This is a genomic window from Rhodoblastus sp. (genome assembly GCF_019449565.1).
Classification (GTDB): domain Bacteria; phylum Pseudomonadota; class Alphaproteobacteria; order Rhizobiales; family Beijerinckiaceae; genus Rhodoblastus.
Map to the genome: position 1 here is coordinate 21,231 of NZ_JAGRPM010000058.1, position 23,434 is coordinate 44,664.

General features: G+C 61.0%; 33 protein-coding genes, 1 pseudogene and 1 riboswitch. Of the genes and pseudogenes, 13 read left to right on the forward strand and 21 right to left on the reverse strand.

Features of this window, described 5'->3' with window-relative positions:
• Positions 1–2: 2 nt before the first annotated feature.
• The 4 genes from QZ409_RS13735 to pqqA form a co-directional block, all read right to left on the reverse strand.
• Positions 3–497, reverse strand: coding sequence for a hypothetical protein (locus QZ409_RS13735; RefSeq protein ID WP_296712318.1), 495 nt, complete (start codon positions 495–497; stop codon positions 3–5).
• Between the two features lie 9 nt (positions 498–506).
• Positions 507–1,658 (reverse strand): pyrroloquinoline quinone biosynthesis protein PqqE, encoded by a 1,152-nt coding sequence (gene pqqE, locus QZ409_RS13740; RefSeq protein ID WP_296712321.1) that lies wholly within the window; start codon positions 1,656–1,658, stop codon positions 507–509.
• Positions 1,627–1,914, reverse strand: a complete 288-nt coding sequence (gene pqqD / locus QZ409_RS13745; protein ID WP_296712324.1) for a pyrroloquinoline quinone biosynthesis peptide chaperone PqqD — start codon at positions 1,912–1,914, stop codon at positions 1,627–1,629. The genes pqqE and pqqD overlap by 32 nt, the downstream gene beginning before the upstream one ends.
• Positions 1,915–1,986: 72 nt before the next feature.
• Positions 1,987–2,061: a pyrroloquinoline quinone precursor peptide PqqA gene (gene pqqA / locus QZ409_RS13750; RefSeq protein ID WP_296712409.1), complete on the reverse strand. Its 75-nt coding sequence runs from the start codon at positions 2,059–2,061 to the stop codon at positions 1,987–1,989.
• Between the two features lie 171 nt (positions 2,062–2,232).
• Positions 2,233–2,420: riboswitch (cobalamin riboswitch) on the forward strand.
• A 42-nt stretch (positions 2,421–2,462) separates the two neighbouring features.
• Between pqqA and bluB the strand changes: the two genes are divergently transcribed.
• From bluB to QZ409_RS13765, 3 genes are all read left to right on the forward strand, one after another.
• Entirely contained in the window at positions 2,463–3,203 is a 741-nt protein-coding gene (bluB, locus tag QZ409_RS13755; protein ID WP_296712325.1) for a 5,6-dimethylbenzimidazole synthase, read from the forward strand.
• Between the two features lie 546 nt (positions 3,204–3,749).
• A complete protein-coding gene (locus QZ409_RS13760) occupies positions 3,750–3,962 on the forward strand; it encodes a hypothetical protein (RefSeq protein WP_296712327.1) in 213 nt (70 codons plus the stop codon).
• 62 nt (positions 3,963–4,024) lie between these two features.
• The gene (locus QZ409_RS13765) at positions 4,025–4,903 is read left to right on the forward strand and encodes a LysR family transcriptional regulator (protein ID WP_296712329.1); all 879 of its coding nucleotides are present in this window, start codon (positions 4,025–4,027) and stop codon (positions 4,901–4,903) included.
• A 108-nt stretch (positions 4,904–5,011) separates the two neighbouring features.
• On the opposite strand, the gene ytfE is transcribed toward QZ409_RS13765, so the two are convergent.
• On the reverse strand, positions 5,012–5,677 hold the full coding sequence (ytfE, locus tag QZ409_RS13770; RefSeq protein ID WP_296712332.1) for an iron-sulfur cluster repair protein YtfE: 666 nt from the start codon (positions 5,675–5,677) through the stop codon (positions 5,012–5,014).
• 176 nt (positions 5,678–5,853) lie between these two features.
• Here ytfE and QZ409_RS13775 point away from each other — a divergent pair, with 176 nt between their 5' ends.
• Together QZ409_RS13775 and QZ409_RS13780 are read left to right on the forward strand one after the other, a co-directional pair.
• Positions 5,854–6,186 carry a hypothetical protein gene (locus tag QZ409_RS13775; protein WP_296712334.1) on the forward strand — a complete coding sequence of 111 codons (333 nt, stop codon included), beginning with the start codon at positions 5,854–5,856 and terminating at the stop codon, positions 6,184–6,186.
• A gap of 2 nt (positions 6,187–6,188) precedes the next feature.
• Positions 6,189–6,845 carry a hypothetical protein gene (locus tag QZ409_RS13780; protein WP_296712337.1) on the forward strand — a complete coding sequence of 219 codons (657 nt, stop codon included), beginning with the start codon at positions 6,189–6,191 and terminating at the stop codon, positions 6,843–6,845.
• Between the two features lie 71 nt (positions 6,846–6,916).
• Here the strand turns inward: QZ409_RS13780 and QZ409_RS13785 are convergent, their stop codons facing one another.
• Both QZ409_RS13785 and QZ409_RS13790 read right to left on the reverse strand, forming a co-directional pair.
• Positions 6,917–7,216, reverse strand: coding sequence for a DUF6522 family protein (locus tag QZ409_RS13785; protein WP_342394845.1), 300 nt, complete (start codon positions 7,214–7,216; stop codon positions 6,917–6,919).
• 246 nt (positions 7,217–7,462) lie between these two features.
• Positions 7,463–7,966 carry a hypothetical protein gene (locus tag QZ409_RS13790; protein WP_296712342.1) on the reverse strand — a complete coding sequence of 168 codons (504 nt, stop codon included), beginning with the start codon at positions 7,964–7,966 and terminating at the stop codon, positions 7,463–7,465.
• Between the two features lie 268 nt (positions 7,967–8,234).
• Here QZ409_RS13790 and QZ409_RS13795 point away from each other — a divergent pair, with 268 nt between their 5' ends.
• The 3 genes from QZ409_RS13795 (at position 8,235) to QZ409_RS13805 (ending at position 9,230) form a co-directional block, all read left to right on the forward strand.
• Positions 8,235–8,606, forward strand: coding sequence for a hypothetical protein (locus tag QZ409_RS13795; RefSeq protein WP_296712344.1), 372 nt, complete (start codon positions 8,235–8,237; stop codon positions 8,604–8,606).
• Positions 8,600–8,908, forward strand: coding sequence for a DUF2249 domain-containing protein (locus QZ409_RS13800; protein WP_296712347.1), 309 nt, complete (start codon positions 8,600–8,602; stop codon positions 8,906–8,908). The genes QZ409_RS13795 and QZ409_RS13800 overlap by 7 nt, the downstream gene beginning before the upstream one ends.
• A gap of 73 nt (positions 8,909–8,981) precedes the next feature.
• Positions 8,982–9,230 carry a hypothetical protein gene (locus tag QZ409_RS13805; protein WP_296712349.1) on the forward strand — a complete coding sequence of 83 codons (249 nt, stop codon included), beginning with the start codon at positions 8,982–8,984 and terminating at the stop codon, positions 9,228–9,230.
• A 113-nt stretch (positions 9,231–9,343) separates the two neighbouring features.
• Here QZ409_RS13805 and QZ409_RS13810 read toward each other — a convergent pair whose 3' ends face one another.
• A complete protein-coding gene (locus tag QZ409_RS13810; RefSeq protein ID WP_296712352.1) occupies positions 9,344–9,772 on the reverse strand; it encodes an Rrf2 family transcriptional regulator in 429 nt (142 codons plus the stop codon).
• 129 nt (positions 9,773–9,901) lie between these two features.
• A complete protein-coding gene (locus tag QZ409_RS13815) occupies positions 9,902–10,249 on the reverse strand; it encodes a carboxymuconolactone decarboxylase family protein (RefSeq protein ID WP_296712354.1) in 348 nt (115 codons plus the stop codon).
• Between the two features lie 42 nt (positions 10,250–10,291).
• Between QZ409_RS13815 and QZ409_RS13820 the strand changes: the two genes are divergently transcribed.
• A complete protein-coding gene (locus QZ409_RS13820) occupies positions 10,292–10,528 on the forward strand; it encodes a hypothetical protein (protein WP_296712359.1) in 237 nt (78 codons plus the stop codon).
• Positions 10,529–10,548: 20 nt separating this feature from the next.
• Here QZ409_RS13820 and QZ409_RS13825 read toward each other — a convergent pair whose 3' ends face one another.
• From QZ409_RS13825 to fdxA, 5 genes are all read right to left on the reverse strand, one after another.
• Positions 10,549–10,860 (reverse strand): metal-sulfur cluster assembly factor, encoded by a 312-nt coding sequence (locus QZ409_RS13825; RefSeq protein WP_296712362.1) that lies wholly within the window; start codon positions 10,858–10,860, stop codon positions 10,549–10,551.
• Positions 10,857–11,402 carry a DUF2249 domain-containing protein gene (locus tag QZ409_RS13830; RefSeq protein WP_296712364.1) on the reverse strand — a complete coding sequence of 182 codons (546 nt, stop codon included), beginning with the start codon at positions 11,400–11,402 and terminating at the stop codon, positions 10,857–10,859. Before QZ409_RS13830 ends, QZ409_RS13825 begins: the two co-directional genes overlap by 4 nt.
• 10 nt (positions 11,403–11,412) lie before the next feature.
• Positions 11,413–12,777, reverse strand: coding sequence for a hypothetical protein (locus QZ409_RS13835; protein ID WP_296712369.1), 1,365 nt, complete (start codon positions 12,775–12,777; stop codon positions 11,413–11,415).
• A gap of 78 nt (positions 12,778–12,855) precedes the next feature.
• Positions 12,856–13,110 carry a DUF2249 domain-containing protein gene (locus tag QZ409_RS13840; protein WP_296712373.1) on the reverse strand — a complete coding sequence of 85 codons (255 nt, stop codon included), beginning with the start codon at positions 13,108–13,110 and terminating at the stop codon, positions 12,856–12,858.
• 101 nt (positions 13,111–13,211) lie between these two features.
• On the reverse strand, positions 13,212–13,550 hold the full coding sequence (gene fdxA / locus QZ409_RS13845) for a ferredoxin FdxA (protein ID WP_296712376.1): 339 nt from the start codon (positions 13,548–13,550) through the stop codon (positions 13,212–13,214).
• Positions 13,551–13,870: 320 nt separating this feature from the next.
• On the opposite strand from fdxA, the gene QZ409_RS13850 reads away from it, so the two are divergent.
• Positions 13,871–13,987: a hexameric tyrosine-coordinated heme protein gene (locus QZ409_RS13850; RefSeq protein ID WP_296712379.1), complete on the forward strand. Its 117-nt coding sequence runs from the start codon at positions 13,871–13,873 to the stop codon at positions 13,985–13,987.
• A gap of 212 nt (positions 13,988–14,199) precedes the next feature.
• Here QZ409_RS13850 and QZ409_RS13855 read toward each other — a convergent pair whose 3' ends face one another.
• The gene (locus QZ409_RS13855) at positions 14,200–15,543 is read right to left on the reverse strand and encodes an IS1380 family transposase (RefSeq protein WP_296712382.1); all 1,344 of its coding nucleotides are present in this window, start codon (positions 15,541–15,543) and stop codon (positions 14,200–14,202) included.
• Positions 15,544–15,629: 86 nt separating this feature from the next.
• On the opposite strand from QZ409_RS13855, the gene QZ409_RS13860 reads away from it, so the two are divergent.
• A complete protein-coding gene (locus QZ409_RS13860) occupies positions 15,630–15,779 on the forward strand; it encodes a hexameric tyrosine-coordinated heme protein (protein WP_296712411.1) in 150 nt (49 codons plus the stop codon).
• Positions 15,780–15,799: 20 nt separating this feature from the next.
• On the opposite strand, the gene QZ409_RS13865 is transcribed toward QZ409_RS13860, so the two are convergent.
• Positions 15,800–16,990, reverse strand: a complete 1,191-nt coding sequence (locus tag QZ409_RS13865; protein ID WP_296712385.1) for a cytochrome P450 — start codon at positions 16,988–16,990, stop codon at positions 15,800–15,802.
• Positions 16,991–17,459: 469 nt separating this feature from the next.
• Between QZ409_RS13865 and QZ409_RS13870 the strand changes: the two genes are divergently transcribed.
• Positions 17,460–17,885, forward strand: a complete 426-nt coding sequence (locus tag QZ409_RS13870; protein WP_296712388.1) for a cytochrome c — start codon at positions 17,460–17,462, stop codon at positions 17,883–17,885.
• 77 nt (positions 17,886–17,962) lie between these two features.
• Here the strand turns inward: QZ409_RS13870 and ilvD are convergent, their stop codons facing one another.
• Positions 17,963–19,636 (reverse strand): dihydroxy-acid dehydratase, encoded by a 1,674-nt coding sequence (ilvD, locus tag QZ409_RS13875; RefSeq protein ID WP_296712390.1) that lies wholly within the window; start codon positions 19,634–19,636, stop codon positions 17,963–17,965.
• A gap of 182 nt (positions 19,637–19,818) precedes the next feature.
• Between ilvD and QZ409_RS13880 the strand changes: the two genes are divergently transcribed.
• On the forward strand, positions 19,819–21,009 hold the full coding sequence (locus QZ409_RS13880) for an NnrS family protein (RefSeq protein ID WP_296712392.1): 1,191 nt from the start codon (positions 19,819–19,821) through the stop codon (positions 21,007–21,009).
• 60 nt (positions 21,010–21,069) lie between these two features.
• Here the strand turns inward: QZ409_RS13880 and QZ409_RS13885 are convergent, their stop codons facing one another.
• From QZ409_RS13885 to QZ409_RS13900, 4 genes and pseudogenes are all read right to left on the reverse strand, one after another.
• Positions 21,070–21,450: a hypothetical protein gene (locus QZ409_RS13885; RefSeq protein ID WP_296712394.1), complete on the reverse strand. Its 381-nt coding sequence runs from the start codon at positions 21,448–21,450 to the stop codon at positions 21,070–21,072.
• Positions 21,426–21,668: a GDCCVxC domain-containing (seleno)protein gene (locus QZ409_RS13890; RefSeq protein WP_296712397.1), complete on the reverse strand. Its 243-nt coding sequence runs from the start codon at positions 21,666–21,668 to the stop codon at positions 21,426–21,428. The genes QZ409_RS13885 and QZ409_RS13890 overlap by 25 nt, the downstream gene beginning before the upstream one ends.
• Positions 21,669–21,952: 284 nt before the next feature.
• A complete protein-coding gene (locus QZ409_RS13895) occupies positions 21,953–22,972 on the reverse strand; it encodes a tellurite resistance/C4-dicarboxylate transporter family protein (RefSeq protein WP_296712400.1) in 1,020 nt (339 codons plus the stop codon).
• 151 nt (positions 22,973–23,123) lie between these two features.
• Positions 23,124–23,300: pseudogene (locus QZ409_RS13900) on the reverse strand (IS3 family transposase); the annotation flags it as partial.
• Between the last annotated feature and the right edge of the window lie 134 nt (positions 23,301–23,434).

Genomic DNA, 23,434 nt, shown 5'->3' on the forward strand with positions numbered 1-23,434 from the left:
CTTCATCCGCCATGCGCGCCCATCACCATGAAAAGGAGGGTGATGAGGGACAGGAAGCTGTTGGTGCGCGAGGACAGGAAGGTGACGCGCGTGCAGCGCAGGCGTTCTTCGACCGGCGCGGCCACGAAACCGAGCACCTTCTTCTGGTGCGGCCACAGCACCAGCCAGAGATTGAGCAGCATCAGGGTGCCGGCCCAGACGCCCAGGCCGATCCATGGCGAAGGAGCCGACAAGGTGTAGGCCTCGACGAGTTCGCCGCGCATCCACAGCATGACCAGGCCGCTGGCCCAGACTACCAGCGAAGCGTAGCGGAAGACGCCGTGCTCGCGTTTCGAAGCGGCCATGAAAACGCCCCGGATCGCGTCCGGCGGATCTTGCGGCAAGACCCGCCGGTAATAGGGGTGGTTGACGACGTTGGCCCAGTTATGGCCCACCCAGACCAGAACCCCGGCGATATGCAGCCAGCGGGCCGCGAGATCGACAATGGTCAGCGGCACCGGCGCGCCTCAGGCCTTGGCCGTCGCCGCGGCGGCGAGCCGCTTGTGGATGTCGCGCATAACAAGCTTGTCGGCGCATCGGGGGCTGTCGCTCCTGGCGCAGCCGGTCAGTTCGTCGATCAGGCCCCGGTCGGGAGACTTGACGCAAACCGGATCGGTATTGGCGGCGTCGCCGGTCAAAAGGAACGCCTGACAGCGGCAGCCGCCGAAATCCTTTTCCTTTTCGTCGCAGGATCGGCATGGCTCCTTCATCCAGGAATCGCCGCGAAATTTCTGGAACGCCGGAGACTCGCGCCAAGCCCAGGCGAGGCCCCGCTCGCGAACGTTCGGAAACTCCAGCGTCTCGATCAGCCGCGCCTCCTGGCAGGGCAGCGCCGTGCCATCGGGCGCGATGGTGAGATGGATAGATCCCCAGCCATTCATGCAGGCTTTGGGCCGATTGTCGTAATAATCGGGCACGACAAAGTATATCGTCAGCTTCTTGCCAAGCCGCGCCCGCGCTTCGTTGACGAGTTTTTCCGAGAGATCGATCTGCTCGCGCGTGGGCAGAAGTTCGGCCCGATTCAACAGCGCCCAATTATAATATTGTAGATTGGCGAATTCGACATATTCGACGCCGAGGTCTTCCGCCAGATCGATGAATTCCTGCGTGCGTTCGATGTTGTAGCGGCTGACCGGCACGTTGAGGACCATCGGCAGGCCCTCCGCCTTGATGGCGCGCGCGATTTCGATCTTGTGGTCGAACACGTCGAGGCCGACCAGGGATTTGCTGAGTTCGCGGTCCGGCGCCTGAACGCTGAGCTGGACCTGCTTCAGTCCGGCCGCCTTCAGCGCCCGCAGCCGCTCCGGATTCAGGCCGACGCCGGAGGTGATGAGATTCGTGTAATAGCCAAGACGCTCCGCCTCGGCGACGAGTTCCTCAAGGTCGGGGCGGAGCATCGGCTCGCCGCCCGTGAAGCCGAGTTGCAGGGCGCCGAGCGCGCGGCCCTGGCGCAACACGTCTTTCCATTCCTCGGTCGAAAGCTCGTTGCGGTAGCGTTCGAAATCGACCGGATTGCTGCACCAGGGGCACTTCAACGGACATTTGTAGGTGAGTTCGACGACCAGCCACAAGGGCATGCCAAGGCCGTCAAGACTTAACCCGGATCCATCCTTTGGCACGGGCGTCCTCCAGAAAATTCATTATTTTTGGTTCGAGATCGTCCCGGCCGTAGCGGGACGCAATCGTTTTCGCGGCGGCGTCAATCGTCGGCGCGGCGATCGCCGCCTCGATGATCGCGGCCGCCGTTTCATTGAGCTTCACGATCCCTTCGGGATAAAGCAGCACGTGCGCCTGTTGCGGCTCCTCCCATCGGAAATGATGGGTCGGATTGAGCTCGACCGCATCCTCGGGGCGCAGCGGCGTTTCGTCGTTCATGCCAACCTCGCGGCGACTGCGCCGCGGCCTCCACATTCTTGCTCGGAAACCGCGGTCGCGTTCAAGCCTTCATCAGCGAACGTAAACGTAGGCCGTCACTTCGAAGCCGAGGCGGACGTCGCAATAGGCGGGTTCAATCCAGTTCATGGCGTTTCCTCACGTTTTCCGGAACAGGCGCCATTGACGGCGCCGCGGAAATCTAGGCCCGCCGCCGCGCCGGCGTTTGACTTTAGTTAAGTGGATGGAGCGCGGCGCGACTTCTTACGCATTTCTCACGAGTTCCTTACAAGACTCTATGCGGCGTCGATGCGGTTTGGTAATTCGACACGATCTGCCGGTGTCCAGGCGAGCGTTTCGCATGGAAGAATCGGGAACGCGGCGAGAATCCGCGACGCGCCCAGCGCTGTGAGGGGGACTGCCGGAACATTCGCCACTGGTCGATCCGGGAAGGCGTTTCGGCGGGCGGAGCCCGAGTCAGAAGACCGGCCGGCAGGTTTTTTTCGTCGCGCGCGGACGGCGCGGCGAAAGCTCCATCAAGGGGAATGACGATGGAAAAAACCGCGACTCTCTTGCCTGCCGAACCCTTGCCCGAAGCCGAACGCGCCGGCGTCTATCGCGCCATCTTCACAAGGCGCGACACGCGAGGCGAATTTCTGCCCGACCCGGTCCCGGACGAGATTCTCGGCCGGTTGCTGTCGGCGGCGCACCATGCGCCGTCGGTCGGCTTCATGCAGCCATGGAGCTTTGTCATTGTCCGCGACCGCGAGGTCCGGACGCAGGTTCATGAGGCCTTCCGGCAGGCCCACGCCGAAGCGGCGCTGATGTTTCCCGACGAGAAGCGCGAAACCTACCGCGCGCTCAAGCTCGAAGGCATTCTCGAATCGCCCGTCAATATTTGCGTGACCTGCGACCGCGACCGCGCCGGCCCTGCCGTGATTGGACGGACCCATATCCGCGCCATGGACCTTTTCGCCTCCGTCTGCGCCGTGCAAAATCTCTGGCTGGCGGCGCGCGCCGAGGGGCTCGGCGTCGGCTGGGTGAGCATTTTCGATAATGGAAAGCTCCAGCGCATTCTCGGCATTCCCAGGCGGATCGTTCCGATCGCCTATCTGTGCGTCGGGAAAGTCAGGGGCTACCATCCGAAACCGGAACTGGAGGCCGCCGGCTGGCTCCCCCGCCTTCCGCTCGAAACCCTCCTGCATTTCGACCGATGGGGCGCAAGTGAGGAAACGGAAAGGTTGAAGCGCGTCGTCCACGAGCAGGAAAAGGCCCTGCGCTCGCCGGCCTGATTTTGGCCATCACGGCGCCGCGCACGATTTCGCGGCGCCGGTTTCCTTTTTTCCGAATTGCGCAAAAATTTGATGAGGATCAATTCCGCCACGCGCGAAACTGGCATATGCAATTCGCTGGCGGCGCGTATTCCTTCTATTGTGCTCTTCAATCATGTGCGATCAATCGTCCCAACGCAAATTTTTCGATCCTGAGTTCTGCCCTTTGCTGAAGGGGCTATCGGGCGACGACCGTCGCAAACGCATGGCCGAGGATCCCATTATTCGCGAATGTATCAAGGCGATCGAGGGCGCCAACGATATCTCCCGCGAGACGGCTAAACTTGCCGCCGCCTATGAGCGTCAGCGGGCCAGGCGGCGCCTGGCGGGACACGTTGCGACCGAAGCAAGGTAAAAAGGCGAACGCCCTCGCGCCGCCGGTGGGCGCCCAGGCAAGCACCCAAATTCAGATCAATTTTTTTGCATTAAAAACACAACAACTTTCGTTGTTCGCGCGGCGGCGTTTCGGCCATTGTCATTTCGAAGCCGCTCCCGAACAGGTCCGCCATGTCAGAAAAACCCGCGCCATCCGCATCCTTTCACCGCACGGACTCCTCGCCGAACCACGAGGCTCATCTGCCTTTGCGCTGGATAGTTGCGCTCTCCGTCATGTCGGTTTCATCTCTGGGCACGATCTTCGGTCTGGTCGATGCGCGCAGCGTGGTCATGATCGGAGGAGGCCTCCTTACCGTCGTACTCGCCATGGACAGGCTGGGCTGACATATTAAGATCCGGCGCACGCGGTCCTTTGCCGGTCACGTCGGAACTTATCGCAGAAAATCATGGATATAGAACTGGCGCGCACATTCCTGACGATCATCGCGACGGGCAATTTCCTCGCGGCCGCCGAAAAACTCAGCATCACGCCGACCGCCGTCAGCGCCCGCATCAGGTTGCTGGAAGACCAGTTGGGCCGCCAGGTGTTCGTTCGCAACAAATCCGGAGCGCGGCTGACAGCGGCCGGCGAACGTTTTCGCCGTCACGCGGCCGCGCTGGTGCAGACCTGGGAGAGCGCGCGGCAGGAAATCCGGTTGCCGCCCGGACGCACCGAGGGCTTGGCCGTCGGCGGCGAACTGACATTGTGGGATCCGATGATGTTGGATTGGCTCGTCTTGATGCGGCGCGAGCAATCCAGGATTGCCCTGCGGGTGGAAATCGATTCTGCGGAACGCTTGATCGAGCGCATTCGCGAAGGCGCGCTGGACATTGGCGTGATGCACAATCCCCCGCGTTTCGACGATCTCGTCGCCGAGCTTTTGTATGACGAAAAGCTTGTCCTCGCGGCGTCAGGCGCCGATCGGCGAGAGCCCGACGACGAAAATTACGTCTATGTCGATTGGGGACCGAATTTTTCGCCCTATCACGACGCGGCGCTCCCGCAATTTTCTAATCCTCCGGTTTTCATCAATTTCGGCCCCCTCGCCCGAGGCTATCTGCAGGCCGTGGGCGGTTCCGGCTATTTCCGGCTCGGCTCGATCGAGCCATGCCTGCGGGACGGTTCGATGCGCCTGATTCCGGGCGCCCCGGAATTCTCGCATTCGATCTACCTCGTTTATGCGGCCGCGCGCGAAATCGGCCTCATCGACCTTGCGCGGGCGAGCCTGCGCGCGTGCGCCGGTCGCCACGACATGTCCGAAGCCCGCGGAAGTCGGCAGAAATGAAGGAAATCGAGATTGAGCGCCGGTAATCCGCGTCCCCGTCGGGGCGATCCGCCGTTTGCCGGCTGGCGGCTGGCGGCTTGGGAAAGCGCTTTTCCCAAGCCGCCCTCGTCAATGGTCGAAACGCGGGAACAGGATATTGTTTTCGGTATGAATGTGTTCGAGGAGGTCGTCCGACAATTTGCGCAAGCCGGCGTAAAGCGCCTTCCATGAGCCGCAGGAGCCGGGCGGCGGTAGCATGTTGTTGGTCGTGGCCGCCAGCGCTTCGAGCGCCTCGCCGTGATCGACATGTTCCGCCCGCATGACCGAGATCGGTCCCACGGCTCCCGGATAGCCCGCGCGCAGCATCGGAAAGAGGATTTGTTCTTCCTTGGCCATGTGGGAATCGAGTTCGCGAGCCAGTCGATCCAGAAACTGCGCCAACCCTCTCGGGACGTCTGGATGATCCGCGTGCACTTTTTCGACCTTCCGCGCCAGCATGATCAACTCCGGCAACTCGCGACGATGCGTGTCGTGGAAGCGCGAAAGAATGTGATCGATCAAATCGCTCGTTCCCGCGGGCGGCTCGCCGGGCGAGGGAACGATGGCGGCGAGCTCGCGCTCGATCGCCTCAAGATCGGCGCCACGGCGGGCCGCCGCGGTGGCGAGGGAAACATCGCCGCCGCAGCAATAATCCAGCTTGAATTTGCGAAAAATGGCGGTCGAGCCCGGCCTTTCCACGGCGATCTCGCCAATCGGCCGGTCCCCCAGACTCGTATCCGGATTCGTCGATTCCATATGTTTTTCCCCACTGAGACTTTCGCGATTTACGAATGGCCCGTATTTTTCCGGGAAAAGCGGAAGGTTCGTTGCGCTTGAGCACGTTCGGGCGCCGCCATATTCTTAATGTGGCGCAAGAGGCGGAACTTGCGGATTATTCCGGAAATCTTTTAAACAAAGCGCGCGAAGGCGAAATGAGCGGCAGACCTGTGCTTTTCGGATCAAGATTTCGCGGCGCGGATTCCGCGCCGATCGAGGCGGTGCTTGTCAGAAAAGTCGGCGAGGATCGTCGGCTGGTGGCGATTGCTCCGGCGGGGCGCGTTCAGCCAGGCGACAGACTGCGCTTCGGCGAAACTTCCGAAAGCATGGCCTGCCTGCTGAGTTTTCTCGACGCCGAGGCGATCTCCATCGACGGCGAGGAGGCTCTGCTCGCCTTTGCCTTCCATGGGGCGGCGCTGGAGGAAGCCTTGGAGCGCCTCGATCATCGGCACGATCGCGACGCGAAAAACCCCGGTCGAGGAACGTGACCATGGCGGACGTCGATGACGGGTTTTCGTCCGGGATCCTGACGCTCTGGCGGTGCATCGGCTGCGGCGCGATGGGCAATGCTGCGGAATGCTCCGGGTCTTGCGATTTCAAGCGAAATTTCGTCATCGACGCCCAACGGCATGCCGATCTGCTGGAATTCCATCTGAACTTGATGGAACGAAGCGAGGCTTTGCGCCGCTTCGTAGCCGAACTTGCCGCCTCGACCGAAGACCTCGGGCGTTTTCTCTCCGCTTCGGCGTCATTGCGCGGGAAGGCTCGCGCCCTTGCGGCGGAACCGCCGCTCCAGCCGCGGCCCGACCCGGCGCCCGACGACGAACGGATGGAGATTTGGGTCTGCCGCTGCTGCGGTCAGGTCGAGGCGTTTCGCGATTGCCTTGGCGTCTGCATCAGACGCAATGGTGATTTCGTTCTATCTGTGGAACATGACCGGATCGCGAGAGAAATCGAAGTCATGGAAGCGCAAGTCCGCATCCTTGCCGCAATCGCGAGGCAAGTCGCCTGGACATCGCCCAAGCCCGGCCAAGAAGACGCTATGCGTCTTGCTCTGCGGGAACATATGGCGCAATTCCACGCGACTGATGAAAAAAAAGTCGAAATCGATATGGTCGAGATCGCGGCCGGAATTAGTGGCGGCTGAAGTATTTTGGTGGGTTCGCTCGAGCAGCGGGTCGGTTCAATCCAATCTATTCAGAACGTCCCTAGCCTGCTCTAATCGCCTGACCTGCGCAGTGAGGCGGGCAGTTGCCTCTCGCCGAAGTCGATCGAACTGCGTCGCAGTATATTTCCATCGCGATCGACGCTAAGGCGCGCGCGTCGGTTTCGGTAGAAAAAGCTCAACCGATATTGTCCGACGTGATCATCGACGCCATGTTCGCAGATGCTCGTAATCGATCGCGATCGCATCAGAACTGGAACCTCTTCAGGCAAAATTTTAAGAAGATCGCCAAGCAGTTCGGCGTCAACTTCGATCTCTCCGTCACGAATCTCGATATTCATGTTGCGCTCCATCTGTGATAGCGGGCGAGCCGTCGCTGGAATTTCATTTCGTCCGTAGTATAGTCGGGCAAGAGGGTCGCGCGCTGTAAAGAATTCCCTCGAGGTATCATTGGTCACGACCGCGGTCCGCGCCCACGTTCGGCGGGCGCGAGCGCCGCTCCTCGCGGAGCGACCGGACGAAGTGTGTGAACATCTTCGAATATTCCAACCCAATTACCTCCTTTCACGGAAGGGCGCGGGCGGCGCCGGGCCACTTGGTCAGGCCAGTTCGGCCCGGCGCCTCCCAATGTGGTGATAGTGAGCGAAATAGGCGACAACCGCGGCTTCCTTGATGCCTAGGTCGCGGAAAATTTCACGTGACATACGCGTCAGGGTCTCGTCGTCCGGTGGGACGATGCCGCGCGTCCTCCCGGCTCCGTCGTCGGCCAGGCCGCCCTCTTGTTTGCGATTTTCCAGCATCGGCGCGTCGATTATCGCGGCCGGCTTTTCGCCACTGGCCATTGAGACGGAAGCAAGACAGTAGCTCGACGGAAACAATTCCCGCGCGGTCTCTACCGCAACGCCACATTTCATGGCAGCTTCCCAAAAATTAGGCTCCGGCTCCTCTATGGCCGCCGCGAGTTCGAAAGCCGCTGTCTCAAAATTCTCGAGCATGTCTGTGCCTTCCCCGAAGAACGTTAGCCTAAAAGCGATATTATTAATATATCTTATAACGAACAGCGCGCCGTTGCAATAGCAAGCGAACCGAGAAAGGACCGCCAAGCGAATGCGCCGCGGATCGTCCCGAATGAGGCGTTCCTGACTGCTTTGACAAGCCGCTGGACGGCTGCGCTTCGTGACCTCTCTTCCCTTGCGTCGCGCCGGAATTGTGGTAAGAGATATTAATGATATCTCTTTAAGGAAGGCGCCCATGCTTCACCAACCGAATCTCAGCAGGCAGCTGGCGTCCCCGCTGCTGTCCAGCGCAATCCCTCGGTCGCAAATCTCGTCCCGGACGCCAACGTCGCAAAGTTGGACCGCGCGCTCGGAAATGGCCGTCGACGAACTGGCCTACCGCACCCTCATCGCCTTTCGCAGCCATTCGCACATCAATAACGTCTTGACGCATATATCGGGTGGTAATTGGGAGCGCGTCGAGCAGGAATTGCGCGTCATTTTCGATCCGACGGCCGCTCCCGCCAGTCTATCCGGTCTCGCGCGCAATATCCTTGATCTCATATGCGCCGAGCGCGGCGTCACCGGCCGCATCCTGAAGCCATTCTTTCTCTCCTTCGTGCGCGGGCTGCTGGAACGAGAGCTCGCCGAACGGACAATCCGGCGCGTGAGGGCGCTTTATCTTGGCGTCGGTATTTCGGCCCGTGAGGCCATGGAGGCCAAACTACGGGCAATCAAGGCATGTTGAACCGTGACCGAAACGAACGTGTCATCAAGGTCGCCGATATCGATCCACGCTATCGGCATACGGTCATTTTTCAGTTGTTCGAGCACCTAGAGCCGGACCAATCGTTTCAGCTCGTGGTCGATCATGATCCAAAACCCCTTCGACTCCAACTGGAAGCCCACCATGCCGGTCGCTGCGATTGGACATATCTGGAGGTCGGACCGGACGTGTGGCGCGTGCGTCTGCGATTGCTGAGATGCAGGTCGGGACGATCGTGCGGGAGCAACCAGAGATCTACCGCGACCCGCCCGCAACCCGCGTGAAGGAAAAAGACTTTGTGGCCTTTAAGCGAAAGTCGAAGGACGACGATCCAAAGATCCACACGGAGAAGCCGCCATGCTGACCAACTCGCACGATTATTCGCGCCCCACCGACGAAACCGAACGAGCTTACCTCGAATCTCTGATCCGTGATGATTTCTTACGCTGTCACCCCGGTGAATCGTTGGATGACGTCAAGCGCCGGGCGCCCTTTTCCAGGGACGACCAGGGGATTCTTCGTGAATGGATGGAGCTTGCCGCAGCCCGTGCCGAGGCCGTTCAATCCAAACCGTCATTTCGGGAAAAGGCCGAAAGCGTTAAATAGCCCGCCGCGCCAATCGTAATTGGCGCGAGCCTCCATCGCGTTCGCGCCGCCATTGTCGCCCATCAGCGCTCCTCGACAGACTGTGAGCATCTGGCGACGGAAAACGGTCAAAATCACGCGGCAGGTCGGACGCCAAAATCCTTTGGCCTGAGCATCAAGTCCGCCAACGTATATTTATCGAGAACGGCGTTAAAGGCGTCGAGGCCTTCATGAAGGATGCCGCGCATCCGACAATAGCGCGTGATGATGCACTGGTTTCCTGAAGCAAAGCATTCGACCATGGCGAAATCAGGCTCAGTCGCACGGATGACGTCGCCGAGACGAATCTTTTCTGGGGGCTGGGCCAGCGTCAGGCCGCCCGACCGGCCGCGCACCGCTTTTAGATAGCCGGCGCGCGCCAGCGTGTAAGCGACCTTCTTGACATGGCCGAACGAGATATTGAAGACCTTGGACGTCTCTTCAATCGTGATCAGGCGGTCCTCATGCGCCGCCGCATACATCAGCAGCCGAAGAGCGTAGTCGGTGAAACTCATCAATCGCATGGTTGCTCCTTGCGAGAGTGGCAACGGCCATCATCTTGTGACGCATTGCACACTTTGCAAAAAAATATATCCATAATATCTCTTCTGCAAGCTCGTCAGAATGGTAAACGGCAGCCAAGCAGCCGGCCTTCAGCCGCCCCGCGGTTGATCAGCTTCGTCCATCGTCGCCAGCGCAATCGCGCTGTGCGCATAGGCGGCGCCGGCTCGCATCTCCGCAGCGACCCAAATCGCCTCCATCAATTCCTCACGTGTCGCGCCATGGCGCAACGCGGCCTTGGTGTGGCCTTTGATGCAATATGGACACTGGGTGACATGTGCGACCGCGACGGCGATCAGCTGTTTGGTCTTGGCGGGCAGCGCCCCGTCGGCGAAGACCTGGCGGCTGAAGGCCTGGAAGGCTTTCTCGGTTTCGGGCGCAAGAGCCCGCCTTCTTTCGGAAATCTCGCGCGATGAGGGAGGATACAGGGACTCGGACATTTCAGCGCTCCTTGGTTTTTGGCGACGTCGCCAGACAAACGAATGACGACATCAATCCGACTCTGTCAGCCGCCGGGCAAGACGATGAAGCAGCGCGTTGAAGCGATGCTCGGCCGCCGGCGCGCAATGACGCAGAATGACACAAGCCTTTCCGGCGATTCTGCAAGCCTGATCGACTTCGCCGGCGTCCGCAAGCTTCTGCACCGCGTCGAGCAGCAGACCGACGACGGCGTACTGTCCGGAGCAAGGCGCCGTCGGCGGCGAGGCTGCCGCAGTTGATTGCAACTTCTGCGTCAGTATCAAAACCCCAACAAATTGTTCGCGACGTCGCTCATCATGCCGGGAGTCCACGGCGGATCGTAAGTGATTTGAACTTCGACGCCTTGAACGCCGGCGACGGATCGCGCCGCCTCGCGCGCGCCATCCTTCAGGTAGCTTGTCGCCGGACAGCCTTTCGTCGTCGTCGTCATGGTGATCCTAGCGATTCCGGCTTCGTCGATAGAAACGTCATAGACGAGCCCAACGTCCACGATATTGATGCCGATCTCCGGGTCGATGACTTCCCGAAGCACTTCATGCACGCACTCTGCAAGGTCGTTCGCTTCTCTCATGCCGCGGCCTCGTTCGACAGTCCGGCGCGGACCAGAAGCCTGTAGGATGTTCCATCCGGCTCGACGGCGCCACGCCAGTGGTGTCCGCGCTGGCGCAGTTCGGGAAACAGGAACAGCGGTTCGCGGTCCAGGAGGGCCGACAAGACCTCGCCAGGCCTCATTTCTTCCAGCGCCGCAAGGATGCGCACCATTGGTTCGGGCGGATCGAAATCGCGAAAATCCTCATGGCCCAGCGGCTCCGGCCACGCCTGGGCGGAAATTCCCACCGTCGAAGCCTGGATGTTTTCGTCCGCGCGAGCGCCGCTTTCAGAAACGGCGCGCGTGAAAAGAACCTCCCAGTCGCCGCCGCCGATTTCCCGGGCGGCATGATCGAAGCCTTTCCGCGCGAGCGTCCGATAGAGCGGGACCGGTTCGAAGGTCGCCAATAGGCTCAGGGATTGCCCGGGAGCCAGTCCGCCGGCCGCTTGCATGATGTCGGCGAAGGGTTCTCCGCCGGCCCGCAGGATCGGGCGCAAGTCGAGTTCATAGGGTTTGGGCGCCATCGACATCTCCTCAGGATTTTAAAGGTTGCAGTTTGGTAAGAAGCAGCCTCGGCCACGCGCCGGCGTCTTGCGGCAGCAGCGGCTTCGACACGAAGCGCAAGGTGCGGATCCGCACAAATTCGACGCAGATCCTGCCCGTGGCGGCGAGCATCGCTGCGGCGGCCGCGCGGAAAACGAATGGCGCGCCGAAAAACGCCGCGGCCGAAGCGACGGCGACGCTCAGGAAATAAAGCAGGAACCAGGGCAGGACGCGCCCCTCGTCGACGAGGTCCTGCACGCGCGGCGTCGGGCGCCTGCCAAGCGATGGGCCATAGCATTCCAGCCAGGTGACGAAGGCGATGATTTTATAGAGCTTGGCGAGCCCCAGCCCCGTCAGCCAGCCGAAGGCGAACAGGAAGGTGAGGGCGCCAATGCTGCGGTTGATCTCCCCCGAAGCCGTCGCAAGGAGAGTCAGTAGTAAACCGAGCCCCAGACAGCCGAGCGCCCATGCCGCCATTCTTGTGTTGAGTTCGAGCTTTTTGCGCTTGCGGGCGCGATAGAGGCCGACGGCGTCATAGCCGTAACATGTGAGGCTGAGCGTCGCGAGAACGAGAGCGGCGGCAAGCGGATGCGTGGGGTCGCGGTTCAAGACAAGAATGCAGACTGGGCCGCCGACGAGAAGGATGAGAAAGGCCGCGCCGCCAGCGTATAGGGCAACGGCGCTCGTGCGCCGCTCGGCCTCGGGCGCGAGCATGAACATGGCGAGCAGCCGATAGCTGACGCCGACTGCCGTGACGGTCAGCCAGCCGCCGAGCCCGAGGGCGGCGTGGATGGGAATGGCTTGCGACGTCAGCCGGACGACGACGTCATTCGCGGACCAGCCGCCGATGGTGGACGAAAAGACGAGGCCAAGCGCGATGACGCCCGCAAGGCTCGCCAGACCTAGCGCAACGAAACGAGCCGCCAGGCCGATCGGGCGCGCAGTCCACATTGTGCGGCCGAGGTTCCAGATATTGAGCGCAAAGCCGCAGGCAAGGCCGATCCCGCCCAGTTGCAGCCAGGGAGAGGGGCCAAAACCGGCGCCGGCCATGCCGAGGAAACCAAGAATGACGCTCGCAAGGCCGGCGATCGTTAACGGCAAAGCGATGGCGGGCAGGTCGGGATGGGCAAGAGGCTTCGCCACGAGCACCGGCACGAACTGGATGAGCGCGCCGCACATGAGCAGGCTGAGCCATCCGACGGCAACGAGATGAACGAGGACGAGCGTTTGGGGCGAATCGAGAGCGTGGCTTGGAAATCCGAAGCCTGCGACCAAGAGAATTTCGCCGACGAGCAGCGCGGCAAGCCCTGATGCGAAATAGCTCAGCGTCCAGCGAGACAATGACGCCCCGTTCATGTGTTGTCCTCTTGACACGGCTAACTGATTGAACGACGGGAGCGAAGGCGCAGCGCTTCGCTCCCCTCCGGGCGGTCGTCAGTCGGCCTGCGCCAGCTTGCCGATTTCGACCTGGCACACGTCCGGTCCGCGCTCCGCATAGGTCCACGAAAACTGGCCCGGATATTCCGCTTCGAGCTGGTAATATAGCGGCTTCGGATCGTGATCGTTCACAAGCGTGAAGGAGCGTCCGCCCTCTAATTCGTCCACGAGCCGGAAAATCGTGGCGTGGCGCTGCGCAGGCGGCAGTGCGCGCACGTCGACAATGGATGCGTCGGCGGTTGAATTAGACATTCTTGGTTCTCCAATGGCCGCTTTAGGAGAGATCGACGCGCGGGCGGCCGTTGCGACGCGTTGAAACGGGATTACAGGCCGAGATTGGCGTCGACGCCGCCTCATTTCTCGCCCGGCTCAGGGCTGAAATGCTTTCCGAATTTATCGGGCGCGCCGTTCCACGATTCCGCGTCGGGCGGCGGCAGGCCCTTTTTCAGGATGTTTGGCCACAGTTCGGAATATTTGCGGTTGTGGTCGAGCCAGAGAGGCTCGGCCTGGGGGTCCGTGTCCGGGAAGATCGCATCCGCCGGGCATTCGGGCACGCAGACTCCGCAATCGATGCATTCGTCCGGGTTGATGACGAGCATGTTTTCGCCGACATAGAAGCAGTCGACTGGACAGACCTCGACACAATCCATGTATTTGCAATTGATGCAGTTGTCGGTGACGACATGGGCCATCGGCATTCCTTCCAGAAATTGCGAGCCTATCCGTCGGCGCTCCACAAAAGCGATAACTTGTGTATATCTTTTAAGCCACGTCAGCGACAAAAGCAATATCAATAATATCTCTTTTATCCGCTATCTGTCACGCGGCGGCCAGTTTGGCGTTTGGCTCCGCAGCCGAGGATTCCGCGGCGCGACAAAGCGCCGCCCAATCGAGGCAAACAGCCTGCGCAAGCGTCCGCCCTCGCGCCCCTATACAATATGAAAATGTCGAGCAATGATTGATCGCCTAGGGAGGCCGGGCGATCACCGCCTGTAATGCAGGAGACCTAAAAATGGCGGAAAATTGGCTACCAACCCTTGAAGCCGCGACGCCGCAGCTTGGTTTTGAACTCGCAATAAAGCTTGCCAGAATGGGTGTGAAGCTAACCCGCATTTCTCACCAACTTTAGCGTTGCGGTGAGTTTTAGGCTGTCCTTGGGCGTCAGCATCGGCGCGGACGTCGAGATCTGTGGCGCAAGAAACGCGGCCTGGCTGTCGAGCTGTGTTGATTTTTGTGCGTCTCCGGTGGGTTTTGAGCGATGCCGCGTTTTCAAGCGCCGCGGCGGCGCTCTCAGGCGGGTGAGCCGCGCGCGTGAGAGAGCCGTGCGGCGGCGAGGCGCCATTAGTCGGCCCACGGACAGGCCGAGGCGAAGGCGATTTTCACACGGCGCGCGCTGATCTTCACCAGGGCGCCGAGCTTCAAGAGCTTCAACCTGATCGTGCCGCAGGTCGCCGTGGCGAATTGGGTGTGGGCGAGGCCGATGCGGCGCAAGGCGCAGAGCAGGACATAGGCCATCGAGGCGAACCACAGGCGCAACTGGTTCGCCCGCATCGTCGCCGCGGAGGTGCGGTCGGCGAACAGATCGGCTTGCGCCTCCTTGATGCGGTTCTCCATCTCGCCGCGCGCGCAATAGAGGTCTTCATAGAGCGCGCGGGCGCGCCAGGCGTCCGGTTTCAACGAGGTGACGAGGAAACGCGGATTGGCTTCGCCGCGCGTCCATTCGGCCTTGCCGATCACCCGGCGACGCCGCGACCAGCTGCCTTTCGTCGTCCACAGGAAGTCGCGGAAAACCCGCGCCGGCTGGCCGGCTTGGGCCTCCGACAGGCGCCGGGCTTCGGCGAGCGCGTTCGCCACGCGCGCCTCAAGCCGGGCGTTGCGAGCCAGACCGAAAACGTAGTCGACCTTGTTGGCTTCACACCAGGCCATCAGCGCCTCGCGGGCGAAACCGGAATCGGCGCGCAGCACGATCCTCACGCGAGGCCAACGCGCGCGGATTTGCGCGACGATCCGCGCCATCTCCTCGACCGCGCCAGCGGAGCCGTCGATGTTCGAGCGCCGCAGTTTGGCGGGCAGCAGATGGCGCCCGCAGAAAACGTAGGGCGGCAGATAGCAGTAGCAGTCGTAATAGCCGTGAAAGAACCGGCCTTCCTGATGACCGTGCAACGGATCATCCGTGGCGTCGAGGTCGAGCACGATCTCGCGTGGCGGCCTGGCGTGAGCGCCGACGAACACATCGACGAAAAGCTGCTCGATCGCGGCGCCGTCATGCTTGATCTTGTGATAGCGGCCGGGCCTGGCCGCCGGCGCATGCTCCAGCCGGTTCAACGTGCTCTTTCCCGCCAGGGGCTCCGGCGTCGCCGACCCGCGATCAAACGAGCCGAGCAGAACGCCAAGCACGGGATCGCGCCGCAGTTCGTCATGGTCGATCAGATCCTCGTAACCGAGCGCCAGGCCGAACACGCGCTGGGCGACCAGCGTCGTCACCGGATGAACGACATACAGGGGATTGCGGAAATCCTGGAAGCAGGCGGCGAAACGTTCGACCAGCCTGATGGACTTGTCCGCCTCGCCGAGCAGGAGAGCCCCGGCGTCCGAGGAAACCATCCCGCCGTCGAAATCCGCCACCACGCGGCGCCCGCCGGCCCTTCCAAAATCCAGCTCGCTCGCGCTACACTCCGTCTGCATCGGGGAGCCCCCTCGAATCGGCGCAACTCGTTCTCGCAAAACAAGTTTACACCGTCAGAGGCCCCGATGCGCTTCAGAGGCGTGAGATATCCGGGCTAACCCAGCCGTCTGACGAAGTTCGTAACAAGCTGCGGGCCTCTTACGAGCAGGATGCCCAGCAGTTGATTGCCGTTTCGCAGGTTATTGCCACTTATTTTCAAACGATCGCCGCAGCGAACAACTACTGGCGGGCGTGAGGCGGTCAAGATGGATCCTGTCACGCCTGCAGCGACGTCGACGTTGCAGGCGGCTCCGCTTCAACCCATAACGGAAGCGTTGCGAATCCGCCGGCCGGATAAGCTGCTCGGGAGGGCGGCTTGTCTTTTAAAAGCGAAAAACTTTGGGTGCGCGCCAGCAACTCTTCCATGACGATGCGCAATTCCAGCCGGGCAAGAGGCGCGCCCGGACACACATGGATACCAGCGCCATAAAGCAGGTTGTCGTCGGGATTCCGATCCAGCCGGAACTCGTCCGGATCGCCGAATTTGGCCTCATCACGATTGGCCGACGCCCAGATCAAGGTCAGGCGTTCGCCCGCCTCGATCTTTTGTCCGCCGATTTCCACCGCCCTCGTGGTCCTGCGGCGATTGGAGATCAAAGGGGCGTCTATTCGCAGAATTTCGTCGATGGCGGCAGGCAGAAGCTTCCGTTCGCTCCTTAAATGGCTTTGGAGGCTGGGGCGCGCCGCCAAATATCCGACAATCAAGCCAACGCAAGCGGAAATGGTCGCCAGTTCGCCGACCGTCCAGTTACGGACGATGCTGACTATCTCCTCATCAGCGATCGGCCGGCCGTTCACCTGCTCGCGCAGCAACTGCGTCGTTGTGTCGTCTGGCGCCGTCGCGCCCGCGGCCCGACGGACGTGCAGCAGCTCTCGGATACAACCGTCGAACTGCAAGGCGACGGCGGCCATCGCCTCCCTGTCGGCAGCAAGCGTCGCCTCCCGATTTCGACGGGTCCAGTCGCGCAGCGGTTCGTGCAAGGTCGCGGGCCAACCCATGAATGCGCATTGGATCTGCAATGCGAAGTCCTGAGCGAAATCGCGCATCAATTCCACCTCGCCCCGGACGGGCAGCCGCGCCACCAGATTCACGGCAATGCCGCGACAGACAGGCTCGAAGTGGCTCATCGCCGATGGGAGGAAATAGGGCTCGATGATTTTTCGAAAGGGGGTGTGCTCTGGCGGATCCATTCCGTTGGGGATCGAGAGATGCGCCGATGCGGCATTGCTGAATGTTTCGTGATCCCGCAAGACGCGCTGAACGTCGTCATGTCTGAACAGCGACCACTGCAGGTAATTGCTGAATGCGACCGGACACTGACGACGCATTTGGTCATAAGCGCCTATTTGATCGTCGAGCACCGGCGTCGCACGAGGATCCCAATCTTGCGGGTGGTCTTGGCTCATGAGGTGCTCTCAGCGGACGGTCGATGGCAAGCGAATCGCAAAAGATCGCAGAAAAATCAAGGTCGCGTTTGGTCTGAGCGTGCCGGATTCGAGCGCGATGCTGTTCAGGACCTGCCGACGATCCTGGGGGGCGAATGCGCGATCCCCGGGTTAATGCTATGGGCGACAAGCATATCAGAACGTTGGCCCGCGCGTTGTTTCAATTTGCCGCGCAATCGAAAGGGGTTTCCCATAGTCCAATGATCAGAAATGTGAGGATTCCTGCGTTCCCAACGTCGCTCCCGGAAACTCGCCGCAATGTGGTAGCATGGTCTGGTGATGACGGGTCAGCTTCGACAAACGGAGAAATGAAACCGTGCAGTTTTGACCGCTAGTTGATTTCGGTTCATGGGACGCTCCGTCACAGTTGTTCCGGCTCCGTTCTCTGATGATACACAGAACGGCCAAGCTAGCTTGTGGAACAACGCTTGTGTCGCTCCTGCTCGCGGCTGGGCTCGTGTCGGCAAGCTCTGCGTCCGCCCAAACGCAGAAGGAAGAACATGAAGAGCAGAAGGTGACGCTGCGCGCCATCATGTCGCACCTTGGCGCTGAATACCTGCGGCTGACCAACGCGCTCCTCATCGACGACTTCAAGGCTCTCCAGGAATCGGCAAAGGCAATTGAAGGTCATCCGCTTCCCGATGAGATCATCGCAGCGATAAAGGACAAGCTCGGCAAGAGTTTTCACGGGTTTGAACGAGTTGATGAAGAAAGCCATCGGGCGGCGGCGGACCTCGCCAGACGAGCGGCGGCAAAGGACATAGTCGGAGCGGCCAAGGCATTCGGCTCTCTTGCCCAGGGCTGTGTGAGTTGCCACAAACAGTTTCGCGCAACGCTTCGGCCGTTGTCCGACTGACTAGCCAACTCCCGCCGCCGCATCCAAACCGCTTTCGAGCCCAGCGATCAAATCCTCCTCAAACTCTGGCCCGCTGGTTATCCCGTCACCGCGCCCTCGTTTGCCGGGCGGGCCAGCGCGGCAAACTTGGCGAGCACGCCCCGTCTGTAGCGCGGCTCCGGCTGTTTCCAGGCAGCGCGTCGGCGCGCCAGTTCGGCCTCATCCACCTCCAATTGGAGCAAGAGCCGGTGGGCGTCGATGGTGATGGTGTCTCCCTCCTGCGCCAGCGCGATATTGCCGCCGACATAGGCTTCCGGAGCGACGTGACCCACGACCATGCCCCATATGCCGCCCGAGAAGCGCCCATCGGTGATCAACCCGACGCTCTCGCCGAGGCCACGGCCGACCAGCGCCGAGGTTGGCGCCAGCATTTCCGGCATGCCCGGTCCGCCCTTCGGCCCCAGATAACGCAGCACGACAACATCGCCCGGATTGATGCGGTCAGCCAGGATCGCCTCCATGGCCGATTGCTCATCGTCGAAGACACGGGCTGGGCCGGTGATTGCGGGGCTCTTCAGCCCCGTTATTTTGGCAACGGCGCCGTCCTCGGCGAGGTTGCCCTTCAGGATGGCGAGGTGGCCCTCACGATAGAGGGCCTTCGAGATCGGCATGATCACATCCTGATCGGGACGCGGCTCGTCCGGCACATCGGCCAGTTCCTCTGCCAGCGTCCGTCCGGTTATCGTGATGCAGTCGCCGTGCAGAAGGCCGGCATTGAGCAAAAGTTTCAGCACCTGCGGAATGCCGCCGGCCTCGTGGAGGTCTACCGCCATGTATATGCCGGACGGCTTCAGGTCGCACAGCACGGGAACCTTGCGCCGCACGCGCTCGAAATCGTCGAGCGTCCACTCAACCTCGGCAGCGTGCGCGATGGCCAGATAATGCAGCACCGCATTGGTCGACCCGCCGACCGCCATGATAAGCGCCACCGCATTCTCGATCGACTTGCGCGTAACGATGTCCCGCGGCTTGAGATCCTTCTTTACCGCCTCGACCAGCACCCGCCCTGATTCGGCGGCGCTGGCGATCTTTTCTCCATCGGGGCTTGCCATCGTCGAGGAGAACATCAGTGACATGCCGAGCGCCTCGAAGGAGGAGCTCATTGTATTGGCGGTGTACATGCCGCCGCAGGAGCCATTGCAGGGGCAGGCATTCTGCTCGATGCCTTCGAAATCGTCCTGGCTCATGGCGCCGGCCATGAATGCGCCGACAGCTTCGAAGGCGGAGACAATGGAAAGGTCCTGGCCTTTCCAGTGGCCCGGCTTGATGGTGCCGCCATAGACGTAAATCGCCGGCGCGTTGGCGCGTAGAATGCCGATCATGCCGCCGGGCATGTTCTTGTCGCAACCGCCCAACGCGACGACGCCGTCCATCCACTGGCCCTGCACGCAAGTCTCGATACAGTCGGCGATCACCTCACGCGACACCAGCGAATATTTCATGCCTTCCGTACCCATCGACATGCCGTCCGAGATGGTAGGCGCGCCAAATATCTGCGGGTTGGCGCCGGCAGCCTTGATTGCCGCAGCAGCCGCATCGGTCAGCGGCTGCAATCCGGCATTGCAGGGCGTGATCGTGGAATAGCCATTGGCGATGCCGATCATCGGCTTGTCGAAATCGGACTTCTCGTAACCCAGCGCATAATACATGGCGCGGTTGGGTGAGCGAGCCACGCCTTGCGTGATGTGCCTGGAGCGTTCGTTAAAGGGCATGGGAAACCTCGGCACGGTTTTGCTGGACGCCTGTCTTGTCGGACGACAGATTGGTAGGCTTCCCTCATTCGATAGTCCATATCGCAGCAAGAAAGAAATATTTGTGATATACCTTATGGCGACGCGGCCGCCAATCGACGAGCCAATGGGTTGGCGATGCGCATCTTCTATAGGGTGAGCCAGTGAAGACCACTTTCCAGATCATTCGCGACTATCGTGGCCCGGCTCTATTCAGCTTTGGTTTCCGCCCCTTTTTCCTTCTGGCCTCTGTCTGGGCAGCACTGGCGGCGCCTTTCTGGATCCTGCCCCTTTTCGGCGTCGCCAATGATATGGCGGCGGTGTTCACCCGCGACTGGCATGTCCATGAGATGCTGTTCGGCTACACCTGCGCCGTCATCGTCGGCTACATGATTATCGCCGGAGCCAACTGGACCGGCAACTATCCGGTCGCGGGGCGGCCCGTCATGGCTCTGGTAGCGCTGTGGATTGCTGGGCGGGCGGCGATGCTGGCCTATCTCGTCCTCGGCGCCTTTGCTGCTCTGATTGATGCCGCTTTTCTCATCCTGTTCGCTCTGGCGCTCTGGCGGGAGCAGCTTGCGGCGAAAAACTGGCGCAGCCTTGCCCCCTGCGTCATCATATCGCTGCTGGCGATTGCGAATGTCGGCTTTCACATGCGCACGCTCTCGCCGGACCTCGGCGCTGCATCTGAGCGGACAACGGTTGGCCTCATCACGTTTCTTATTGCGTTAATGGGCGGTCGCCTTGTGCCAAGCTTCACCCGCAACTGGATGGCGCAGCGCAAGATCAGCACCGAGCCTGCATCCTATGGTCGCTTCGACATGGGCGTTCTCACATTGACCGGAGCCGGACTCGCATCGTGGGTTCTCCAGCCCGCTTCGCTTCCGAGCGGCATCTTGCTGGCGGCGGCTGGCATAGGCTTGCTTGTCCGCCTCCTGCGCTGGCGCGGATGGATTGCCGCCCGCGACGGCATGGTGCTCATTCTCCACCTCGCCTATTTCTGGTGCGCGCTTGGTCTCGCCATGCTCGGCGCTTCGATCCTGTCGCCAGCCCAAGTCCCGGAAACCGCCGCAATCCATGCCCTGACCGCCGGCGCCATCGGCGTGATGACGCTGGCCGTGATGACGCGCACGAGCCGTAGCCATACCGGCCGGGAACGCCGCGCCGACGGAGTCACGCTGCTGATCTACGCTCTGGCCAATGCCGCCGCTTTAACCCGGGTCATCGCTCCATTCGTCATGCCGGCCTATATGGAGCTTCTGGCGTTATCGGCTGTCTGCTGGTCGCTGGCCTTCGGCTTATTTGCGGTAGCCTATGGTCCGATGCTCGCCCGCTCCTGGCATCGACGGGCCTGATCCGCGTTCTTGCAGGAATGGTTGCGGCGTTGGGTTCTAAATCAATCGGGGCCGTCTTTCTCATCCGGCTTCGGCGCCGCCCCAAAAAGCGAACGCGGCGTTCACTTCCTTCGCGTGAAAGGTCCTGGCGTCCTGACCGTCAGGATCGCCCGCGAAGCGGCCGAGGCGGCTGGAGCAGTCGAAGAAACCCCGTCTGGGAAGGTCGCCAAGCGTTGCGCTGATCGCGAGCGCCGCGATGAAAGGGCGATGCGCAACGGCGTCCTCCTCCATCAGACGCTCCAGCGCGACCGTCACCTGATGAATTGTGTTGGGCGGCGTTACCCGCAAAGCGCTCGCCATATCCCGGTAGGTCACCACTCGCCGACTTTTTGCCGCCTCCTGGAGAAAGGCGCGGGCGGTGGCGAGCGCCAGCATGGTCAGCCGCCGCAAGCGCCGCAACACGATCCTTCTTTGGCGCTTTCCGCGCGCCGCGCCTGAACCGGCGGGCAGGGAATGTCGCCATAGGAACAGAACACGCAGTCATGTCCAGGCTTGGGGTGGAGCACGGCGCCGCACCCCTTGCATTCATAAGACAATATGAATGCGTCCGTCGGCATCATCTCGGTGGCCCGATGGCCGCAAGACGGACAGGTGATGGTCGAAAGTGTATTAGTCGTCATGGTCGGTCCAGATTTGTCTTGAGGTCGTCGACGTTCGATCTGGGAGCTTCCTGGCGGAGTCCGGACGGGCACACGAACGCCGCCCTTGATGTGGCCACAAACAGCAGAAGTCGCTCCTAGGGAAGGATCGCGCACCTCTTTTAGTCAGGGCCGTGGCCTTTGAAGTTGTCCGCGGTCAAACATTCGGCGGCTTCGGCGAATCCCAAAAATGTCGCCGCCTTCAAATTCGTCCGCACGGCCTGGAGCCGATAAGCCGTCAATCAACGCTCTCCCAATCTTATCAGTTATGCCCAACGGACACGAAAATCACTGAGCAGTTGCGACAGAAGACCGACGAAGACGATTATCCAGACCACCAGCGCCACTAGGAACATTATCCACGAGATCGGCATTAGAAAGGGCAGATCGAGCGCAATGGACATTTGCGCCGTTGCGGCGCTGTACATCCCCAGCGGAAACACAGCCCCCCAATATAAAGGGTCGTACTGGAACGGAAACTTTCGATACAGGTGACGCCAGACGCCAAGGACAAAAAGCATCGGAATCCACCAGGTCGCGGTGGCCCAATAAAACACTGTGAAACCTTTGAGAAACGGCAACAGCGACAAAAGGAAAGGCGCATCCGGCGTGTTCTGGATGAGCTGTGCGCCGGCGAGAGTCGAGATCGCCATCGCGCCCATATTGATCCAGTATGGCGGCGCGAGATCGCCGGGCGAAAAGGGAAAGAATGTATAACGATAGAAGATCAGGGAGATGATCCAAGAGTAGAACATTCCGCCCCAAAGCCACATCGACAAGGCCACGAAATTGAGTTCGACCCGGTATGGTTGCGGCGTATCCCGCGAAACCAGCGACGTCAACACGGCGATCGACTGTGTCGCGACAACCGCGATGAGCCAACCTCCGGTGATGCCCTTTTCAAGCGAGGGCTTCTCGCGCTTAACCGTGAAGGCAGTGAAAATGGTATAGGTCAGGCCGATCCATAACAAGGCCCCCAGCCCCAGAAAAGCCATCGCAACGCCGGTTTCCCTCATGAAATGGAAGAATTGCGTCCCGACGATGGCCGAACCGGCGACCGTGGTGAAAAACCCTGGTCCAATGCGGTGATCGGTCATGTCGGCGAAGACCAAGCTCGGATAACGTACCGCGCGCGCGACAGTCATCGCGGATAGCGCCACGTAGGCGGCTAGATTGAAAACGAAAAGGCTGATCGCGAGCCAGAAGAAATGGAAATTCCAGGCGCCGATGGATATAATTCCAGTCGCCATCGTCAAAGCGAAATAAGCGGGCGGCAAATTCTTCATTACTTATCCCGCTTTGACGCCAAGCGCATTACTTCAGCAGGATGCTTCTGGCCATGTCCTTGATTTCGGTTATGCAATCCAAAAAATGGGGCTGAAAAACCAAATGATCGGAGCCTTCCGGATTCGCCGACGGTGACGTGCCCCCGAACTTTCATCCAGCGGCGATTAGAGTCTCGGCGGGTTTTACGCCGTCAGGCGCGGTGGGAGCAACAGGCGATCGGCGGAGCTGGTCGGGGTTGCGCAGCCGATCGCCCGTTGCGGAGAGATTGGCGGCATAGGCCGCCGGGGTTTGATAGGCGAGCGCGGAATGGGGGCGCTCGTGATTGTACAACCCGATTTGAGAAGACCCACGGGACCGTTAGCCGGAAGGTCTTGTACGCGCTTCACCCCTGGTTCGGGCAGGACGTGTTCGTCCATGCCGTGATTGACAAAGCCAACGCGGCGGTTTTCCGCTGCACCTTG